At 62.8% G+C, this 16,250-nt stretch carries 12 protein-coding genes and 1 pseudogene; 5 read left to right on the top strand and 8 right to left on the bottom strand.

Annotated features, from left to right (window positions below):
* Positions 1-10 precede the first annotated feature (10 nt).
* From QTH97_RS26875 to QTH97_RS26860, 4 genes are read left to right on the top strand one after another with little or no spacing between them, the layout of a single operon-like run.
* Positions 11-688 (top strand): RraA family protein, encoded by a 678-nt coding sequence (locus QTH97_RS26875; protein ID WP_286571576.1) that lies wholly within the window; start codon positions 11-13, stop codon positions 686-688.
* 39 nt (positions 689-727) lie between these two features.
* The gene (locus QTH97_RS26870; protein ID WP_286571575.1) at positions 728-1,759 is read left to right on the top strand and encodes an amidohydrolase family protein; all 1,032 of its coding nucleotides are present in this window, start codon (positions 728-730) and stop codon (positions 1,757-1,759) included.
* Positions 1,760-1,769: 10 nt separating this feature from the next.
* Positions 1,770-2,411, top strand: a complete 642-nt coding sequence (locus tag QTH97_RS26865) for a cupin domain-containing protein (protein WP_286571574.1) — start codon at positions 1,770-1,772, stop codon at positions 2,409-2,411.
* Between the two features lie 35 nt (positions 2,412-2,446).
* A complete protein-coding gene (locus tag QTH97_RS26860) occupies positions 2,447-3,592 on the top strand; it encodes an NHL repeat-containing protein (RefSeq protein ID WP_286571573.1) in 1,146 nt (381 codons plus the stop codon).
* Positions 3,593-3,769: 177 nt separating this feature from the next.
* Here QTH97_RS26860 and QTH97_RS26855 read toward each other — a convergent pair whose 3' ends face one another.
* The gene (locus QTH97_RS26855) at positions 3,770-4,264 is read right to left on the bottom strand and encodes a 2,4'-dihydroxyacetophenone dioxygenase family protein (protein ID WP_286571572.1); all 495 of its coding nucleotides are present in this window, start codon (positions 4,262-4,264) and stop codon (positions 3,770-3,772) included.
* A gap of 142 nt (positions 4,265-4,406) precedes the next feature.
* On the opposite strand from QTH97_RS26855, the gene QTH97_RS26850 reads away from it, so the two are divergent.
* Complete coding sequence (locus tag QTH97_RS26850) at positions 4,407-4,691, top strand: AraC family transcriptional regulator ligand-binding domain-containing protein (protein WP_286571571.1); 285 nt, start codon at positions 4,407-4,409, stop codon at positions 4,689-4,691.
* Here QTH97_RS26850 and QTH97_RS26845 read toward each other — a convergent pair.
* The 7 genes and pseudogenes from QTH97_RS26845 to QTH97_RS26815 form a co-directional block, all read right to left on the bottom strand.
* Positions 4,687-5,259, bottom strand: a pseudogene (locus QTH97_RS26845) (DUF3604 domain-containing protein); the annotation flags it as partial. The gene QTH97_RS26850 and the pseudogene QTH97_RS26845 overlap by 5 nt on opposite strands.
* A gap of 105 nt (positions 5,260-5,364) precedes the next feature.
* The gene (locus QTH97_RS26840) at positions 5,365-7,674 is read right to left on the bottom strand and encodes a DUF3604 domain-containing protein (protein ID WP_286571570.1); all 2,310 of its coding nucleotides are present in this window, start codon (positions 7,672-7,674) and stop codon (positions 5,365-5,367) included.
* 1,012 nt (positions 7,675-8,686) lie between these two features.
* Positions 8,687-10,198, bottom strand: coding sequence for an arylsulfatase (locus QTH97_RS26835; protein WP_286571569.1), 1,512 nt, complete (start codon positions 10,196-10,198; stop codon positions 8,687-8,689).
* A 391-nt stretch (positions 10,199-10,589) separates the two neighbouring features.
* Positions 10,590-11,345 carry a class II aldolase/adducin family protein gene (locus QTH97_RS26830; RefSeq protein WP_286571568.1) on the bottom strand — a complete coding sequence of 252 codons (756 nt, stop codon included), beginning with the start codon at positions 11,343-11,345 and terminating at the stop codon, positions 10,590-10,592.
* A gap of 124 nt (positions 11,346-11,469) precedes the next feature.
* A complete protein-coding gene (locus QTH97_RS26825) occupies positions 11,470-12,906 on the bottom strand; it encodes a coniferyl aldehyde dehydrogenase (RefSeq protein WP_286571567.1) in 1,437 nt (478 codons plus the stop codon).
* A 98-nt stretch (positions 12,907-13,004) separates the two neighbouring features.
* Positions 13,005-14,864: an alkyl sulfatase dimerization domain-containing protein gene (locus tag QTH97_RS26820; RefSeq protein WP_286571566.1), complete on the bottom strand. Its 1,860-nt coding sequence runs from the start codon at positions 14,862-14,864 to the stop codon at positions 13,005-13,007.
* 190 nt (positions 14,865-15,054) lie between these two features.
* Entirely contained in the window at positions 15,055-16,128 is a 1,074-nt protein-coding gene (locus QTH97_RS26815) for an AraC family transcriptional regulator (protein ID WP_286571565.1), read from the bottom strand.
* Positions 16,129-16,250: the final 122 nt, after the last annotated feature.

The following is a 16,250-nucleotide window of genomic DNA, read 5'->3' as shown; positions in this document are numbered from 1 at the left end:
GGGAGTCACCATGCAACCAGGCTTTCAAGTGCTCAAGCGCCGCCATGCCGTGGGCAAGGAATGGGTCGACAGGTTCGCCTCGATTCCGGTCGCGAACATCAGCGATTCGATGTCGCGCCTCAACTCCGGCAGCGCCAGGCTGCGCCCCTTGCATGCGGGTGGTGCGCTGTGTGGGCCGGCCGTCACCGTCAAGAGTGCTCCTGGCGACAACCTGATGACGCACATGGCCCTGAATCTCTCAGTCGAAGGGGATGTGATAGTGGTCGATGCGGGGGGCGACCTCACCAACGCGATCATCGGCGAGCGCATGTTGGCCTACTGCATCGCCAAGAAATTCGCGGGGATCGTCGTCCATGGCGCGGTCCGCGATTCGGGCTGGATCCGTCAGCAGCGGTTTCCGGTGTATGCCTGCGGCGTGACCCACCAGGGGCCCTACAAGAATGGACCCGGCGAGGTCAACACGACGATATCAATCGGTGGGATGGTGGTTTGCCCAGGCGACCTCATCGTGGGTGACGAAGACGGGCTTGTCTGCATTCCACAGACCTCGGTCGAGACCGTGCATGCGAAGGCGGCTGCCAAGTTCAAGCACGAGAGCGAGACCTTCGCGGCCATCGGCCAGGGCGACAACGACGCCGCGGGGTACCGCGCCAAGCTCGCCAAGCTCGGCTGCTACTTCGAAGCCTGAGCCATCCAGACAACCATCAGACTACCAGGACAAGACCTCATGATCATTGATTGCCACGGGCACTACACCACCGCGCCTGCCGCGCTCAAGGACTACCGGGAACGGCAGACTGCTGCCTTCGAAGCAGGCCGGCCGCTGGCGCCCGATTTCAGCATCAGCGACGACGAGATCCGCGAATCGCTCGAGAAGAACCAGTTGCGCATTCAGCGCGAGCGCGGTGTCGACATGACCATCTTCTCGCCCATCGCAGGCGCCATGGCGCACCACGTCGGCGACGCCACCACGAGCCAGCACTGGACGCAGGCATGCAACGACCTGATCTACCGCGCGGTGGAAATGTTCCCCGACGAACTCGTGGGCGTTTGCCAGTTGCCGCAGTCGCCCGGCGTGAGTCCGGCGAACTGCGTCGACGAGCTGACCCGTTGCGTCGAAGAGCTCGGCTTTGTCGGCTGCAACGTCAATCCCGACCCGACCGACGGGTTCTGGACCGACCCGCCGATGACGCAGCGCTACTGGTATCCCCTGTTCGAGAAGATGGTCGAGCTCGACGTGCCGGCCATGGTGCATGTGAGTTGCTCGTGCAACCCCAACTTCCACCACACCGGCGCGCACTACCTCAACGGGGACACCACGGCCTTCATGCAGTTCCTGCTGTCGGACATCTTCAAGGACTTTCCGACGCTGCGCTTCGTGCTGCCTCACGGCGGCGGTGCGGTGCCCTATCACTGGGGTCGCTACCGCGGCCTGGCCGACCAGCTCAAGCGACCGCCGCTCGAGGAGATGATGCGCAACGTCTTCTTCGACACCTGCGTGTATCACCGTCCGGGCGTGGAGTTGCTGCTGGAAGTCGTCCCGCCGGACAACGTGCTGTTTGCGTCGGAGATCGTTGGTGCAGTCAAAGGCATCGATCCGCGCACGGGCTACCACTACGACGACACCAAGCGCTATATCGACGCGGTGGAATGGCTCACGCCCGAGCACCGGGCCAAGGTGCTGGGCGACAACGCGCTGCGGGTCTATCCGCGCCTGGCCCAGCGCCTGTTGGCGCGGCAAGCTATCGCCACCGCTTGAGGAGTCCTCCATGAAGAAAGCCGTCACACTGGCATGCCTTGTCGCCTCGCACTTCCTCCTCGCTGGCTGTGCGACATCCAAAGGTATCGCCCTGAACCGGGTCAACCCGACCGACCCCCAGCCGACCTGCATGATGTGCCCAGGCACCTACATCCCGCTTTCCGAAATGGAGCTGTACGAGCAGAAGGCCCTCAAGGAGAGGCTGGTCGACCAACAGGTGCGCGCGGTCGACATTGGCAAGGCCAACGTAGGGATCGGGCGCGTGCATCGCGGCAAGCTGGACAAGCCGTCGCCCAATTCCGTGGCCGAGCACGATCATGTCAGCGAGGTCTACCACGTCATCTCGGGCTCGGCGACCCTGGTCCTCGGGCCGGACATCCTGAACCGGGAAAGGCGGCCCGCCACGATGCCGACAGTGGTGCTTCAGAACGGCCCGGGCAACAATGGGTCGGAAGTGCGCGACGGCGTGGCGTACAACATCAAGGCAGGCGATGTCGTCGTGATACCGGCGGGCACGGGCCACTGGTTCACGAAGGTCGACGACCACATTGACTATCTCATGGTGCGGATCGATCCTGACAAAGTGACGCCGACCAAGAACGAGGCGCAATCGAAGGAGTACTTGTCGAAGCCAGCGCGGCGCGGCGAGTAGCTGCACGGAAACCCGACCACTTGGAGACAAACAGGATGAACTTCCAACGCTTCGCGACTACGGGGAGAGTCATCGTGCTTTGCTGCGTCGCCGCATTACTGCCGAGCCTCAATGGCTGCGCATCGTCGAGCGGCGGCACGACGGACGCGACGACACCCGCCTTCCGGGTCGACACTACCTGGCCCCGCCCATTGCCGAACAACTGGATACTGGGGCAGGTCAGCGGAGTTGCCACCGACGCAGAGGACCACATCTGGATTCTCCAGCGTCCCCGCAGTCTCTCCGAGGACGAGGCCGGCGCGGCGCTCAATCCGCCGCAGTCGAAATGCTGCCTGCCGGCGCCCCCGGTGCTCGAGTTCGATGCGGCGGGGCGCGTGTTGCGCTCGTGGGGCGGCCCTGGCAAGGGTTACGAATGGCCCGGCAACGAGCATGGCATTCATGTCGACGGCAAGGGCTTCGTCTGGATCACCGGGAACGGTGACAACGACGGACAGGTGTTGAAGTTCACACGCGACGGCAAATTCCTTCTGCAGATCGGAAAGGTAGGTCCGCAGACCAGCAGCGCGGACACCACGCGTCTGGGCAAGGCGGCGGGCGTCGAGGTCGATGCCGGCGCCAACGAGGTCTACGTGGCCGATGGCTACCAGAACCGACGCGTGATCGTCTTCGACGCCGAGACGGGTGCCCATAAGCGTCATTGGGGTGCCTACGGCAAGCCACCGAGCGATGCGGAGAAGCCTGTGGGACGTCGCCAGTTGCCGCCGACTTCCGCGCAGCTGCAGCAATTCGGAACGCCCGTGCATTGCGTACGCATTGCTCGAGATGGACTGGTCTATGTGTGCGACCGTCTCAACAACCGGATCCAGGTTTTCCGCAAGGATGGCAGCTTCATCAAGGAGTTCATGGTCGAGCCTCGCACGGCTGGCAACGGCTCGGTATGGGATGTCGTGATCTCGCGCGACCCTCTGCAGAAGTGGCTGTTTCTCGCCGACGGCCGGAACAACCAGGTGCTCACACTGGACCGCCAGACTGGAGAGGTGGTGAACACGCTCGGTCGATCCGGACGCTACGCCGGTGAGTTTCATTGGGTTCATGACCTCGCCATCGACTCGCAAGGCAATCTCTTTGCGGGTGAAGTCGACAACGGCAAGCGCGTCCAGAAGTTCTCACGCGCCCAGTGACCCGATGGGTCGGTCATCGCAGGGTGGATCGCTCGGAAGCTCGGTTGAGGTTGCGGACCGGACATAGGGGTTTGAAGTGCGAAGGTCCGCTGATGGCTGGGACTGCCTGTTCACCAAACTCGCCGTTCAGACCTCTATCAGTGCAACTCGCCATTGACCGTCTTGCGGCGCATGGCCTCACGCGCTGAATCGGGCGCCGCCTCCGGGACGGACATAGCGCGGCACAGCCTGTCCGGTTGCCTTGGCCACTTCTTGCAGCATCTGCTCGATCCAGCCGGCATCCATGATGTTCATGTAGTTGTCGTTCTCGTCAAAATTCACGTTCGCGCCGTGCACGACCATGAAGCCCTCGGTGCCCTCCCTGCTCGAGAAGGTGTGTACGGAACCGCCTGGTTCATAGAGGTACGAACCCTCGGTCTGAACATCGTCCGGATACTCGACGTAGTTCCAGGCGCCGGCGGTCGTGTAGAAGTGCACCGTGCCGGTGTGGAAATGCTTGGGCATCTGCGTGCCAGCCTCGAAACGGGCATACAGCACCCAGATGCCGGTTTCCGGGTCCAGGAAGCACGGCGTGACGTGCACGCCGGGGAACACATTCTTGATCTCGCCTTCGCGATGCCGATTGATCGACAGCAGGAACGGCTGGTGGTTGACGGTGGTATTGAGGGCCATAGGTGTCTCCGTGATTGAAGCTTGTCCAGCGGGTTGCAGTACGGTGTGAGTTTGCAGGCTTGCCTCTGGCATTTCTTGTTCTTGCACGACATAATTTTGATGTTGGACGACACAAGATGCTTCTCGAAACTCCCGCCTGATCATGTTGGACATTGTTCGTGCCGGCGGACTGGCTGGCTTCGAGTCCCTGGTGCGCAGTCTGGGAGGTTCTCCCTCCGTCATCCTGCGTCGCGTCGGGCTGGGCATCGACGATCTCGCGGATCCGGATCGCTATCTGCCGTACCGCAATGTCCTTCTCGCCATCGAAGAGGCCGCCACGGAACTGAAGTCGCCGGATTTCGGTTTGCGCCTTTCGGCAGTACAGGCTTGCGCTGGGTGTCCATCCACCTCCATAGCTCCGAGGGGTCCGTCGAATCCAGGGAGCTGAAGGGGGCGGGAGGTACGTGTGCGCAATCCCTGAAGAAGATGTTCCGGTGGAGGTTCATGTTGTTCGGCATGGACGTCCACTCATAGCTGCAGAAGGCGGTGAACTTTCCGGGTTGGTTGGCTTCATCGGCGATCGCGACGGTCTTCTGCCAGACTGTGTGCGCGATCTCCGGCGTCATCAGTGCCTTGACCGGCGCACCGCTGATGATCTTCTGAGCCGCGAGAAAGACACGGCTGGCCTCCGCAGGAGTGTTGTTTCTAAGAATGACGGCTTGCGCCGCTGGCACCTTGCTGATGGGTGAGTTCGGATCATTGGCGAGTGCGACCACTCCGACGTATTCGGAGTGGTCGGTAACTCCGCCAAAGTCCAGTGGCGTGTCGATCTTGATGTCGAAGCCAGCCGGAGCCTTGATCGGTTGCCCCTTCATGTACTTGTAGGAGTCGGCCGGGGTCGTCAGCCGGTCTCCGAGGAGCCAGGCATCCGCCGACCAGCTCGTATGCAGATGGGTCTCGCCGAAATAGGCGTTGCGGTCGGGATTCCTCTCCTGGGCTTGGGCCGGCGCACCCATGAAAACGAACAGCAAACAGAAGGTTGTTCGGGACAGTTTCATCATTGACTCCTCCGAGTTCGCTGCTGCGACCACTCGCGCAGCGTGCGTTGATCCGGGGTCCTGTCACCGCATCGGGTTGAGCTCCGCCACTGCGGGCGTGAGCTCGTAGTTGGCGTACCCGAATTCGTTGCTGCGCGCCCCCCAATACTTGTTACCCGCCTTGTAGACGGTGATCTCGATGGGCGTGCCGACGAGCGCGGTGACGATCTTCCCGTTGTTGAGGTAGTACGGCCGGGAGGCCCCGAGATAAGTGGCGTCGGCCACGTCGCCGGTCAGGCTCGGCATCGCCATCTTGCGGCCCACGTACTTGAACAGGATCTCACCCTGGTTGGCGGCGAAGCGCTGGGTGACGTACCCTGGCTCGACGGGGGTGGCCGGCTTGCCCGATGGGCTCTTCCCCGAGGCGCCATAGACGATCTGATACTTGTCGCCGGTGACCGTGTTCTCCAACCACAAGGACTTCTCCACGATCAGCGCTTTCAACTGCGCGTCGTTGAGCGCCACCGCGCCCTGCGTCTTGAGAGCGGCGACGGTGGTCCCGGGCTTGGCGCTCTTGCGTGCCTCGGCGCTGGGCGTATACCAGACGGGTGAACTCCAGGCGCGCTCCTGGACGGTGGCTGCCACCACGTCGGGGGGCGCAATGCCGAGTTGCTTGGCCTGGATCGTGGTCCAGCGCGGTGAGGGGATTTCGAGCGCGCGGGCGTAGTAGAAGGCGTGCACGCCGGGATCGAACTCGGGGTCGGTCCAGACGGTCTTGAGTTCCACTGCGCCGATCGAGTTCGTGTACGCGGCGGTCTCGAAATCCACCGTGCTGCCGATCGGCGGCACCACGCCGGTCCACTTGTTCGCCTTGCGGTCGCCGGCCCAGACGACGTCGAAGACCTTCTCGAAGCTCTGGCCGTTCTTCGACCAGCCCTTGACTATCTGGATGCGGTCGAGGTTGCCGGAGGTCGGATCCTTGGCCGCCCAGACGATAAACGACGGCGCTTTCGCCTTCATCGGCGGCAGGTCGCCTCCCATCGGTACGCCCTTCGCGTAGCCGGTCTTGACCCAGTCCGCAGCGGCCAGCATGGACTCGGTGTACTCCCACCCGCCGAACAGGCGCACCTTGATGTGCGGCCCGCTGACTGCGAAGGTTTCCTTGCGTTGCATGCCCTCGAACAGCGAGGCGCGCGTGTTCTCCTCGGCCCACACGCCGGTCAGTCCTCCCGGGTTGCCCATGCGCGGGTCCAGGCCGGCGAATATGCGGCCCGACATGCGCACCTCTTTGGTTCCGTCCAGCGCGCCGTGCCCGCCGAAGTAGTTATCCTGGCGATACGGGACGGCGGTATTGTGGGAGTCCGACCCGGCCCCGAACCCGAACTTGTAGGGGTTGAAGCCCTTGGTCTCCTGCATGGCGAGCCCATCCTTCAAGGCTTGCCGCGCGTAGCTGCCGACGATGTGCGGAATTCGGCCCACCGGGTCACCCAGCAGGTACGCCAGGATCTCGAAGTTGGCAAACTCGTCGTTGGGCGAGAGCAAGGGGTGCGTCTCCGAGGCGCCCTTGATCTGCTTGATCTCGATCAACGGCTCGTTGCGCATGCGCGAGGCAGCATAGGCAGCATCGATCGGGCGCCCCTTGTCATCGACCTCGGTCGGGTACATGCGACCGTCCGAGAGGTTGGCGTTGTGCGAGATCGCAAGGAGTTCGTTGCCGGCCTTGCGCTGACCGTCCATCCAGTTCCACAGATCCACGGGCTGAACCGAGTCCAAGGCGCTGAACGGCATGGTCGGTACCTTGGCGCAGTCCTTGAAGAAGACGTTGCGGTGGAGGTTCATGTTGTTCGGCATCGACGTCCACTCGTAGGAGCAGAAGGCCGTGAACTTCCCTGGCTCGTTGGCCGTGTTGGCGAGCGTGATGTTCTCCTTCCAGACCGTTTCGGCGATCTGCGGGGACATCAGCGCCTTGTCGGGTTTTGGCGCGCTCAGCAGCTTGATGGCATACAAATAGACCCGTTGCACCTCGGCCTCGGTCTGGGCCTTCACGATCAAAGGCTGAGCGGCGGGCAGCTTGCTGACCGGCGACTTGGGATCGTTGGCGAACTTGATCACGCCGACGTATTCCGAGTGGTCGGTGACGCCCGCCCAATCGAGCGGCGTGTCGATCCTGACCTCGAAGCCCAGCGGATGCTTGATCGGCTCACCCTTGAAGTACTTGTACGCATCGCCGGGATCGGTGAGGCGGTTCCCGAAGAGCCATGCGTCGAGCGACCAACTCGTGTGGATGTGGGTCTCACCGAAGTAGGCGTTGCGGTCGGGATTCTTCTCCTGGGCCTGGGCTGGCGCGCCTATCAAAATGAACAGCAACCAGAAGGTCGTTCCGGGCAGTTTCATCGTTGTCTCCCCAAGAAGGAAAGCGAATCAATGCATCGCGACGAGAGTGAGGATCGCCTGCTAGGCAGGGCCGTCGTTGCAGGAGGGAAGGAGGTCGTTCATGAGAGCCTCCGGCCAGCAAGACGGCCGTCAATCCCGGAACGGTTCAGGATTTCTGGATCACTGCAGTGGCAACCGCTTGGGTATGGGTGATCTTCATCTGGTCACCGACTTTGACGCCGGGCGCCCGTCACCCGCATGGGCTTCTGCGCGGATTTCCGAGCCATCGCTGGACCGGCAAAGGTCAGGACGGCGCAGAGTGCGGAGAGTGCGAAGTGCGAGGGTTTCATTTGACGTTCTCCTTGCGTATGAATGGCAAGCGGTCAAGTTGCACGAGCCCCTCTCCAGCATTTTTCGTATTCGCCGGGTCCTGCGCAATCCGGGCGCCCACGCAGCACCACGTACGTGGACGGCGGTCGGGATCCTGCGGAACGTGTCCGAGCAGGAAATCCCTGGGCGCCTCCTGGTGATCCAATCGCAGGCGAGGGCGAGACCGCACGCTTTTGAGTCCGCCGGCAGGGCCTTTGCGGCGTTGAAAGTCCTCGCCTGATCGATCGGATTCGCACCTCGATCTGCCCGCCTTGTTCTCGGACCTCGTAAGTCTCAAGAGGAGCCTTCGCGGGCCCGCGCAGGACGATGCCCGTTGCGATGTCGAACTGCGAGCCATCGAACTGCGACATCAGCGTGGTCCCGGTCAGCAAGCCGCCAGACAACGGGTAGCCTTCGTAAATGTCGTCGAAGGCATAGAGGTTGTCAGCGACGGGGCCTTCGCGGTGCTCAGGGACCCACAAGCGCTTCGTCATGGCCATGGCGCTGGGATCCCTCTGCGGAGCATGGCTAAGGAGATTCACCGGCTTCTTTCGACGACCGCTCCGGGTGGTAGAGCAAACGTTCGGCGCGCTCAATCGAAGGACTGAGATGGGCCCCAACCGGCTGTACAACTCGCTCCGAAGCGGGCCTTCGAAACCCGCGTTCAACTCTTTGGCATGAGCTTTTCCACGACCTGGTCGACGCTGAAGCTTGCCGCCCTTGCGCGGGGAGGGAACTCCTTGAAGCTGTCCAGCCACTTCGCAAGCAGCGGGGGCGCGCCATACATCAAGAAGTTCTGCTCAAGGAACCAATCGTTGTACTTGAAGCTTTCTTCGCCACGCTCAAACGGGTCCGAGCGCAGGTCAAAGAACTTGGGAATGCGCATCTGGGACAAAGGCTCGCGCCAAACCTCTAGTCCCTTGCTTCGCTGTTCAGCGAAGACAATCTTGTACTTTCCCATCCGCATGGCCATCATGTCGCCGTCATCGCTCCAATAGAGGAAGCCTTCGCGTGGGCACTTCTCCTCTTCGCTCGACAGGAACGGCAAGAGGTTGTAGCCGTCCAGGTGGACCTTGAAGGTCTTCTCGCCAATCTTGTAGCCTTTCTTGACCTTCTCGACCAATTCCGTTTCGCCGTTCGCTGCCGCGAAGGTCGGAATGAAATCCTGGAGCGAGCAGATGTCGTTGATGACCCGACCGGGCTCGATGACCCCCGGCCAGCGCATAACGCACGGGATACGCCAACCGCCTTCCCAGTTCGTGTCCTTCTCTCCACGAAATGGTGTCGCACCGCCGTCCGGCCACGACAAAACCTCTGCGCCGTTGTCGGTCGTGAAGACAACGACGGTGTCGTCGGCAACGCCGAGGTCCTCCAGCTTTTGCAGCAGCTGGCCCACGTAGCCATCGAGTTCCACCATGCCGTCGGGATAGAGACCGAACCCGCTCTTGCCTCTGGACGACTCCTTGAGGTGCGTGAACACGTGCATGCGGGTCGGGTTGAAGTAGCAGAACCAGGGGCCACCCTCTTTCGTTTTCCGCTCAATGAAGTCAATTGCTGCGCCGATGAATTCTTCATCCACCGTCTCCATGCGCTTTCGAGTGAGCGGCCCAGTGTTTTCGATGACCTGCTTGCCGACCTTACCGAACTGAGCATCCACCGTGGCATCGTCCTTGTCGCTGGCCTTGCACTTCAGCACGCCCCGCGGTCCAAACCTTTTCCGGAACGCTGGGTCCTTGGGGTAATTCTCGTACTCGGGCTCTTCCTCGGCGTTGAGGTGGTACAGATTGCCGAAAAACTCGTCGAAGCCATGCACGGTGGGCAGGTGCTCGTTGCGGTCACCCAGGTGATTCTTGCCAAACTGCCCGGTCGCGTAGCCAAATCCCCTGAGAAAATCGGCGACCGAAGGGTCCTCGGCGCTCAACCCCAGCGTCGCGCCGGGCATGCCCACCTTGGTGAGGCCCGTGCGAATGGGGGCCTGTCCGGTGATGAATGCAGCCCTTCCCGCCGTGCAGCTCTGTTGGCCGTAGAAGTCGGTGAACAACGCGCCTTGCCGTGCGATTTTGTCGATGTTGGGGGTTCGGTAGCCCATGACGCCGAGGTTGTAGGCGCTGACATTGAACCAGCCGATGTCGTCGGCCATGATGAACAGGATGTTCGGCTTCGCTGAGGTGGCCATCGGTACTCCTTTGAGGGTTCGAGGACGTGAATTCGTCCATCATCCGCCTCGATAGCCCACGACGGTATTGCACCTTGGTGCAGCGGAGCGCCCTGCCGGTCACGGCACGCCCGGGGCGTTCCGGGCGCCGCGATGACGACATTGACCGGGGCTGCCGACAGTCCGCTTCTGGCCGACCAGGGAAGTCGAACATCTTGCGGTCTACGACTGCTCCCGCTGCTGCGTAGGAGCCAAGCGACGGGCGCTCGTGGGGAGCAGGGCAGGGCCCATGGCAGTCCGACGTCCTCCATCGCTCAAGGACAGGTGTTACGCGGAGCGGACGTCGTTTGAGGGGCGACGCAGCGAGCCGCCGTGGCCGCAGCGTCGTCGTCGCGGCGTTGAAATCCTCGGGTCACTGCCGATAGCCGGGATCCAGCCGCCGCAGCAGCGTCGGCCAGGCGAAGCTCGCGCCTTGGCCACCTGTGACGAACTTCATCATCTGCGCGATTCCGTCAAGGCTGCTCGGCCTCGCGTTCACGCCGCAGTCAGCCTCCGCGTCGACCAGGCAGCGGCGGCAAAGTGCTTCGAACATGTACATGTCGAGGAAGGCGTCGGCCACGGTTTTGCCCACAGTCAACAGGCCGTGGTTTCGCAGCATCAGGTAGTTGTTGCTGCCGAGGTCAGCTTGCAGGCGCGGAAATTCTTCGCCACGCATCGCGACGCCTTCGTATTCGTGTTGGCCCAGCGACGAAACCACGAAAGTCGATTGCTGGCTGATGGGCAGGACATCTCGCTCCTTCGCACTTACCGCCGCGCCGGCGCGGCTGTGCGTATGCACGACGCAGCCCGCGTCTGCCCGCGCCTCGTGGATGCAACGGTGGATCGCGAAGCCGGCCACATGGACCGGGAACGGCGATTCCGAGATCTTGTTGCAGGCCTGGTCCACCTTGATCAGGCTGGAAGCCGTGATCTCGTCGAACTTCAATCCCCAGGGATTGAGCAGGAATTGATGCTCGGGACCCGGGATGCGCGCACTGATCTGCGCGAAGACCAGGTCGCTCCAGCCGTGGAGCGCCAGCAGCCGGTAGGCTGCTGCGAGGTCGCAGCGGAGCTGCCATTCCGCGGCACTGACCTGGCCCTTCATCGATGGAATCGCGAACGCTTGCATGGCTGCGTGGACCGGCCGGCGTCAGGCCGCGGCCCTCTCCTTTTGCTCCGCGGTGGTGCTGCTTTCCATGCAGGTGAATGGGGTGTGGTGACTCATGCGAGTGTCCCCGAAAGGGCTCCTGCTCTCACTTGACGAGGAAATTCAGCACCCGGTCGGCGAACTTGCCGTACGGAGGCATCATGAACTTCATCGTGCTGAAGCGCGCCTGGTAGAACACGGGCCGCATCTTCGAAAAGGTCTCGAAGCCTTCATGGCCGTGGTAGTGGCCCATGCCCGAATCGCCCACGCCGCCGAAAGGCAGGTCGTGCTGGCCAACGTGGAACAACGCATCGTTGACCGAGACGCCGCCCGACATCACGCGGTCGAGCACCGTTTGCACGACGCGCTTGTCATAGCTGAACGGGTAGACCGCCAGCGGACGCGGGCCGGCATTGATGGTGTCGATAGTTGTTTCAATCTCCGCGTAGGTGCGCAGCGGCAGGATCGGGCCGAAGATCTCGCGCTGCATCAGTTCGCAGTCTTCCGGCGCGTTGAACACGATATGCGGCGCGATCTTGCGAATGGCACGGTCATAGGCCTTGCCGGGGATGAGCTGGACCACGGTGGCGCCGCGTGAACGCGCTTCTTCCAGTGCACCCACCAGACGATCGAAGGCCCGCTCGTCGATGATCGAGGTGAAGTCTTTGGTCTCTAGCGTCGGGTAGCGCTTGGGCAAGATCTTCTTGGCCAGCTGGACGAAGGCACCCAGCTTCTGCTCTGGGATCCAGGCGTAGTCGACCGTCGTGCAGATTTGTCCGCCGTTCAGGTATTTGACGAACAGGATGCGCTCTGCCGCCAGTTGAAGGGGGTAGTCGTCGCACACGATGGCCGGTGCCTTGCCGCCCAGTTCCAGCGTGACCGGGCACAGGTTGCGTGCGGCAGCCGCCATCACGGCGCGGCCGGTCTGGCCGGAGCCGGTGAAGATCAGGTGGTCGAAGGGCAGCTTGGAGAACTCGACGCCGACGCCGCCGGCCTCGTCGAAGAACTGCAACTTCTCGGGCGGGAAGTAAGCCGGCATGCGCTCGATCAACAGCTGCGCCAGGTGGCGCGAGTTCTCGCTCATCTTGACCATCGCGCGGTTGCCCGCCGCGAAGATGTACGTGAGCTGGATCATCGTGAGGTTGATCGGGAAGTTCCACGGCGTGATCACGCCGATGACGCCCAGCGGCTGCGGAATGACGCGGTTGCGGGCGCCAAAATAGTTGCGCAGGTCGACCGCACGACGGCGCGGCTTCATCCAGCCGCGCAGGTGCTTGCCCACCTGCGCGATGCTGTCGAGCGCGGGGAAGACTTCAGCAAGCAGCGTCTCGTGGCGCGAGCGGTTGCCGTAGTCAGCATCGACCGCGGCGATCATGGCTTCCATGTTCTCGCGAATGAAGCGTTCGAGCTGGCGCAAGTCCGCGCGGCGTTCTTCGTACGTCGGAACGGGGTGCGCGAAATAGGCCTTGCGCTGCAATGCGAGCGCGTCGGTCAGTTGCTGGGTGATTGCCTCGCTGGCGAATGGAACTCGCATGTCTGTCATTTCAACTACTCCTTGGGGGCGCGATAGCCCCGGTTTCTGTGGCTTGCCGGCGTAGACGCCGGCGACATGCCCGGAACCGCCCGGGCCATGCGAGACGCTTAGTGGGCCGACGGATCCAGCCCGCTGGCGGCTACCGGATACATCGGCACCTGGTGGAACTCGTCGAACAGGCCCAGCAGCGCCGCCGCTTGTGCATTGGCACCCGATTCCTTCACGAAGGCGGCCAGGCTCAGCTCGCCGCGGAAGTAGCGTGCGAACATTTCAGGACTTGCCTTGATGGTCGCGTCCGGCTTGCGGTAGTGCTTGTCCGGCTCAGCGACGAATTCAGCCACCGAGTTGCGGATGTGCAAGGCTGAGCGCGTGCCGCCGATGTCGAATGCGAGTTCACCTTCCTTGCCCGATGCCTCTTCAGGATTGAGGCGTGTGCGCAGGTGATTGACCGCACGACTGGTATCCGCGACCACCCATTCGGCTTCCTGAACGCTGCCGAGCGTGTGCGTCGTCTCGCCTTCCAGGCTGCGCGCCGAGGCCAGGTAGAAATTGCGCGTGATCGAGCCAGGGCTGTAGCGACCCAGGGTGCGGAAGCTGTCGGCCAGCGCCTGGCGGTAGGTCCTGTTGGCAGGGGCCACGTCGGTCAGGACGACCGCCAGGTCCTTGGCCCAGAGGTGCTCGCCCTTGCCCACGGCGACGCGGTACGCCTCATACACCTTGGCTTCGCCACCGGACAGTTCAACCCACTTTTTCGACTCGACAGATCTCGGCAGGGCATGCAGATCTTCCGCGTGACCGGAGAACCAGCCGTGGCTGTGATCGGCATAGGCCTGGGGGAAGGTGTCGTACTGGCCGTAGACCTCGTTCACATACGGATTCTTCAGCAGGCTCGCGGGCAACACGATGTGATGACGCAGTTCCTGCATTCGCACGCCCTGGTTGGTCAGACGAATCGCCTGGTCGTATACGAACGAAGAGGCGTCGATCAGGGCATTCGCGGTTTTCTTGATTGCTTCGCGACCCTTCAGCGCTTTCGCGCCGCCGCCCACGTCCAGTTCGATCTCGGGCTCCAGGTCTCGGATTTTCTTGATGGCCGAGGTCCACTGTTCGGGTTCGCGATAGCGGTCGCCGCGCAAGGTGTACAGGTTCGGCAGGCACGGCCACATCACGTTGTCGATGACGAGCTTTTGCGAGGGAATCCAGAAGGTGAGCGTGTCTTCCGTGTCGGTGATCGCGTGGAACGCCTGGATCTCGAGGCCGTCGACCGTGATGGATTCGCCGTCACCCAGCGTGAGCGTGGCCGGCATCCACGCGCTCTTCTTGCCCAGGTCCAGTGACGCTGCGCCCATCTTGGCGTCGGGGCCCTTGTCGGGCATGTCCGTGCCGAAGTGAATCCGTGCGCGCCCGTTCAATGCAGGGAGCATTTCGGGAATGTTCGGCTTGCCCAGGAAACCCGACTCCTGGACCGTCTTGTTGGAATCCGGGTGCGCAACGATCATCGCCGAGTCACCGTCCAGCAGCGACTTCGCACCCTTGGCGTAGTGTGCATGGTCATAGAAGATCGCGATGATGGGCTTCGTGCTCACGTCGCGGCGGATGATCTCGCGGAACTTCTTGCCGTCTTCCTCGTTCTCGCCCGTGGAAAACACCAGCAGGCCATTGGGCCGTTCGATGATGACCGGGCCATAGAAATAGCCGTACACCATCCAGACCTTGTCGGCGACTGGCTCCGCGCGCGGCGGCTTGCCATCGATGCGCACGTAGGGCAGGGCCTTCTTCCACTCGTTGAAGTTGATCACCGTGCCGTTCGGCAAGGTCGCTGGGGTGAACGACGGGTTTTCGTTGTACCAGCGCCAGGCCTGCGCGTGGCTCGGCGTCGTGCTGAAGGCCAGCAAGGCCATGCAGGCCGCGGCAAGCCTGCCAGCGAGGCGGCGCTTGAGTTCGGATTGCGGGGAAGATGTGTTCATGTCATGTCTCTTTGGGTTGAAGGGGCGCCCTGCAGAGGGCTCGAATCCAGCGCCATGAATGGTCGCAGCCATGCCGGAATTCGCCTTCGCCGGAAGCGACGAAGTTTTGTCTTTTGGCGACAGGCAGGTACAAACCCTTGGCCCACGTGACTTCCGCCAGTCCAACGCGCCATTGCGGCGCGTGCGAGCTTCAACCCGGGCGCCGGATGGTCGCGGAGGCCTTGCGCGTCATGCCGGCGCGCAGGTCGACACCCGACCGCAAGGCGGTCGGCGGCACGCCGAACCAGCGACGGCAACTGCGTGTGAGCGTCGAGGCATCTGCGTAGTCGAGCATCGCCATCAGCATGTTGAGCGATGGCCGCTCGGTGCTTCGCATCACGCTCTCGACCACGCTTCGGCGAACCTCGTCCTTGATCTTCTCGAAGCTTGTACCCTCTTCGCCCAGCCGGCGCTGCATGGTGCGCGGGTGCATCGCCAGCATTTCCGAGACCGACTGGTGCGAGCACCGCTCGGTGCCCAGCAGGCGGTGGATCACTTGGCGCACGCGATCGGAAAAGGGCTTGTTGGGCGCGACGAATTGCGTGTCGATGTAGCGCTGCGCCATCTCGCGCAGCATCGGGTTGCTGCCGCGCATGGGCCTGCGCACATCCTCGGCAGCGAATCGCAACGCCGCCCTGGATTGGCTGAAGCGGCAAGGCGCGCCAAGCACCTCTTCGTGCCGCGTGCTGCCCTTGGGCCGTGCGTGCGGTATCAGGATTTCACGCGCCGAGGATTCACCCTGGGCCAGCAGACGTGCGCAGTTCACCATCACGCCCACGCCCAGTTCCATGGCCTGCACGCAGACCGGGCGCGGCACGATGTCAATGTCGAAGCACAGGTCGATCCAGCGGCCGGCGCTGCCGACAGGCTCGACCGTCACGCGGATTGCCGGGCTGTAGACGAACATGTAGCGTCCGGCCAGTTCGTAAGCTTGCGCCACATCGTCCGCGTTCTGCGCGATCACCGCCAGCGGGCCGAGGATGCTCAGCCCCTGTTGCTGAGATAGTTGCAGCCCGAAATCCGGTCGACCCGCCGCCTGCGCCGACTGTTCCAGCAGGGCGATCATGCTGGGGTATGGAATCAGTTGCTCCGGCTCTCGCAACGCGGCAAGCGAAAGGCCGGCCCGCCGCAACTGGGTGGCGGGCGCCAGGCCCACTTCATTTGCAAGTTCTTCGTAGCCGGCAAGCGCTGCGGCTCGAATCAACGGATTGACGGCGCTGTTCACGGCGAGCAGTTTGCCACGGGCGCCCAGAGTGAATCGGAGCTATTGGAGGGCAAAGTCGACGGAAGAAGACTTCGGCGGATCAGGTTCTCGCGATGAATGGTCGCAATCAGAGAACTTCCGCT

Source organism: Variovorax gracilis (assembly GCF_030317115.1).
Lineage (GTDB): Bacteria > Pseudomonadota > Gammaproteobacteria > Burkholderiales > Burkholderiaceae_C > Variovorax > Variovorax gracilis.
This window is presented reverse-complemented; position numbering and strand designations above follow the sequence as displayed.

Bases quoted from the DNA above. Each gene is read 5' to 3' on its own strand.
- QTH97_RS26820 (WP_286571566.1), bottom strand. From the start codon at position 14,864: ATGAACACATCTTCCCCGCAATCCGAACTCAAGCGCCGCCTCGCTGGC.
- QTH97_RS26870 (WP_286571575.1), top strand. From the start codon at position 728: ATGATCATTGATTGCCACGGGCACTACACCACCGCGCCTGCCGCGCTC.
- QTH97_RS26835 (WP_286571569.1), bottom strand. From the start codon at position 10,198: ATGGCCACCTCAGCGAAGCCGAACATCCTGTTCATCATGGCCGACGAC.
- QTH97_RS26875 (WP_286571576.1), top strand. From the start codon at position 11: ATGCAACCAGGCTTTCAAGTGCTCAAGCGCCGCCATGCCGTGGGCAAG.
- QTH97_RS26840 (WP_286571570.1), bottom strand. From the start codon at position 7,674: ATGAAACTGCCCGGAACGACCTTCTGGTTGCTGTTCATTTTGATAGGC.
- QTH97_RS26865 (WP_286571574.1), top strand. From the start codon at position 1,770: ATGAAGAAAGCCGTCACACTGGCATGCCTTGTCGCCTCGCACTTCCTC.
- QTH97_RS26855 (WP_286571572.1), bottom strand. From the start codon at position 4,264: ATGGCCCTCAATACCACCGTCAACCACCAGCCGTTCCTGCTGTCGATC.
- QTH97_RS26830 (WP_286571568.1), bottom strand. From the start codon at position 11,345: ATGCAAGCGTTCGCGATTCCATCGATGAAGGGCCAGGTCAGTGCCGCG.
- QTH97_RS26850 (WP_286571571.1), top strand. From the start codon at position 4,407: ATGTTGGACATTGTTCGTGCCGGCGGACTGGCTGGCTTCGAGTCCCTG.
- QTH97_RS26860 (WP_286571573.1), top strand. From the start codon at position 2,447: ATGAACTTCCAACGCTTCGCGACTACGGGGAGAGTCATCGTGCTTTGC.
- QTH97_RS26825 (WP_286571567.1), bottom strand. From the start codon at position 12,906: ATGACAGACATGCGAGTTCCATTCGCCAGCGAGGCAATCACCCAGCAA.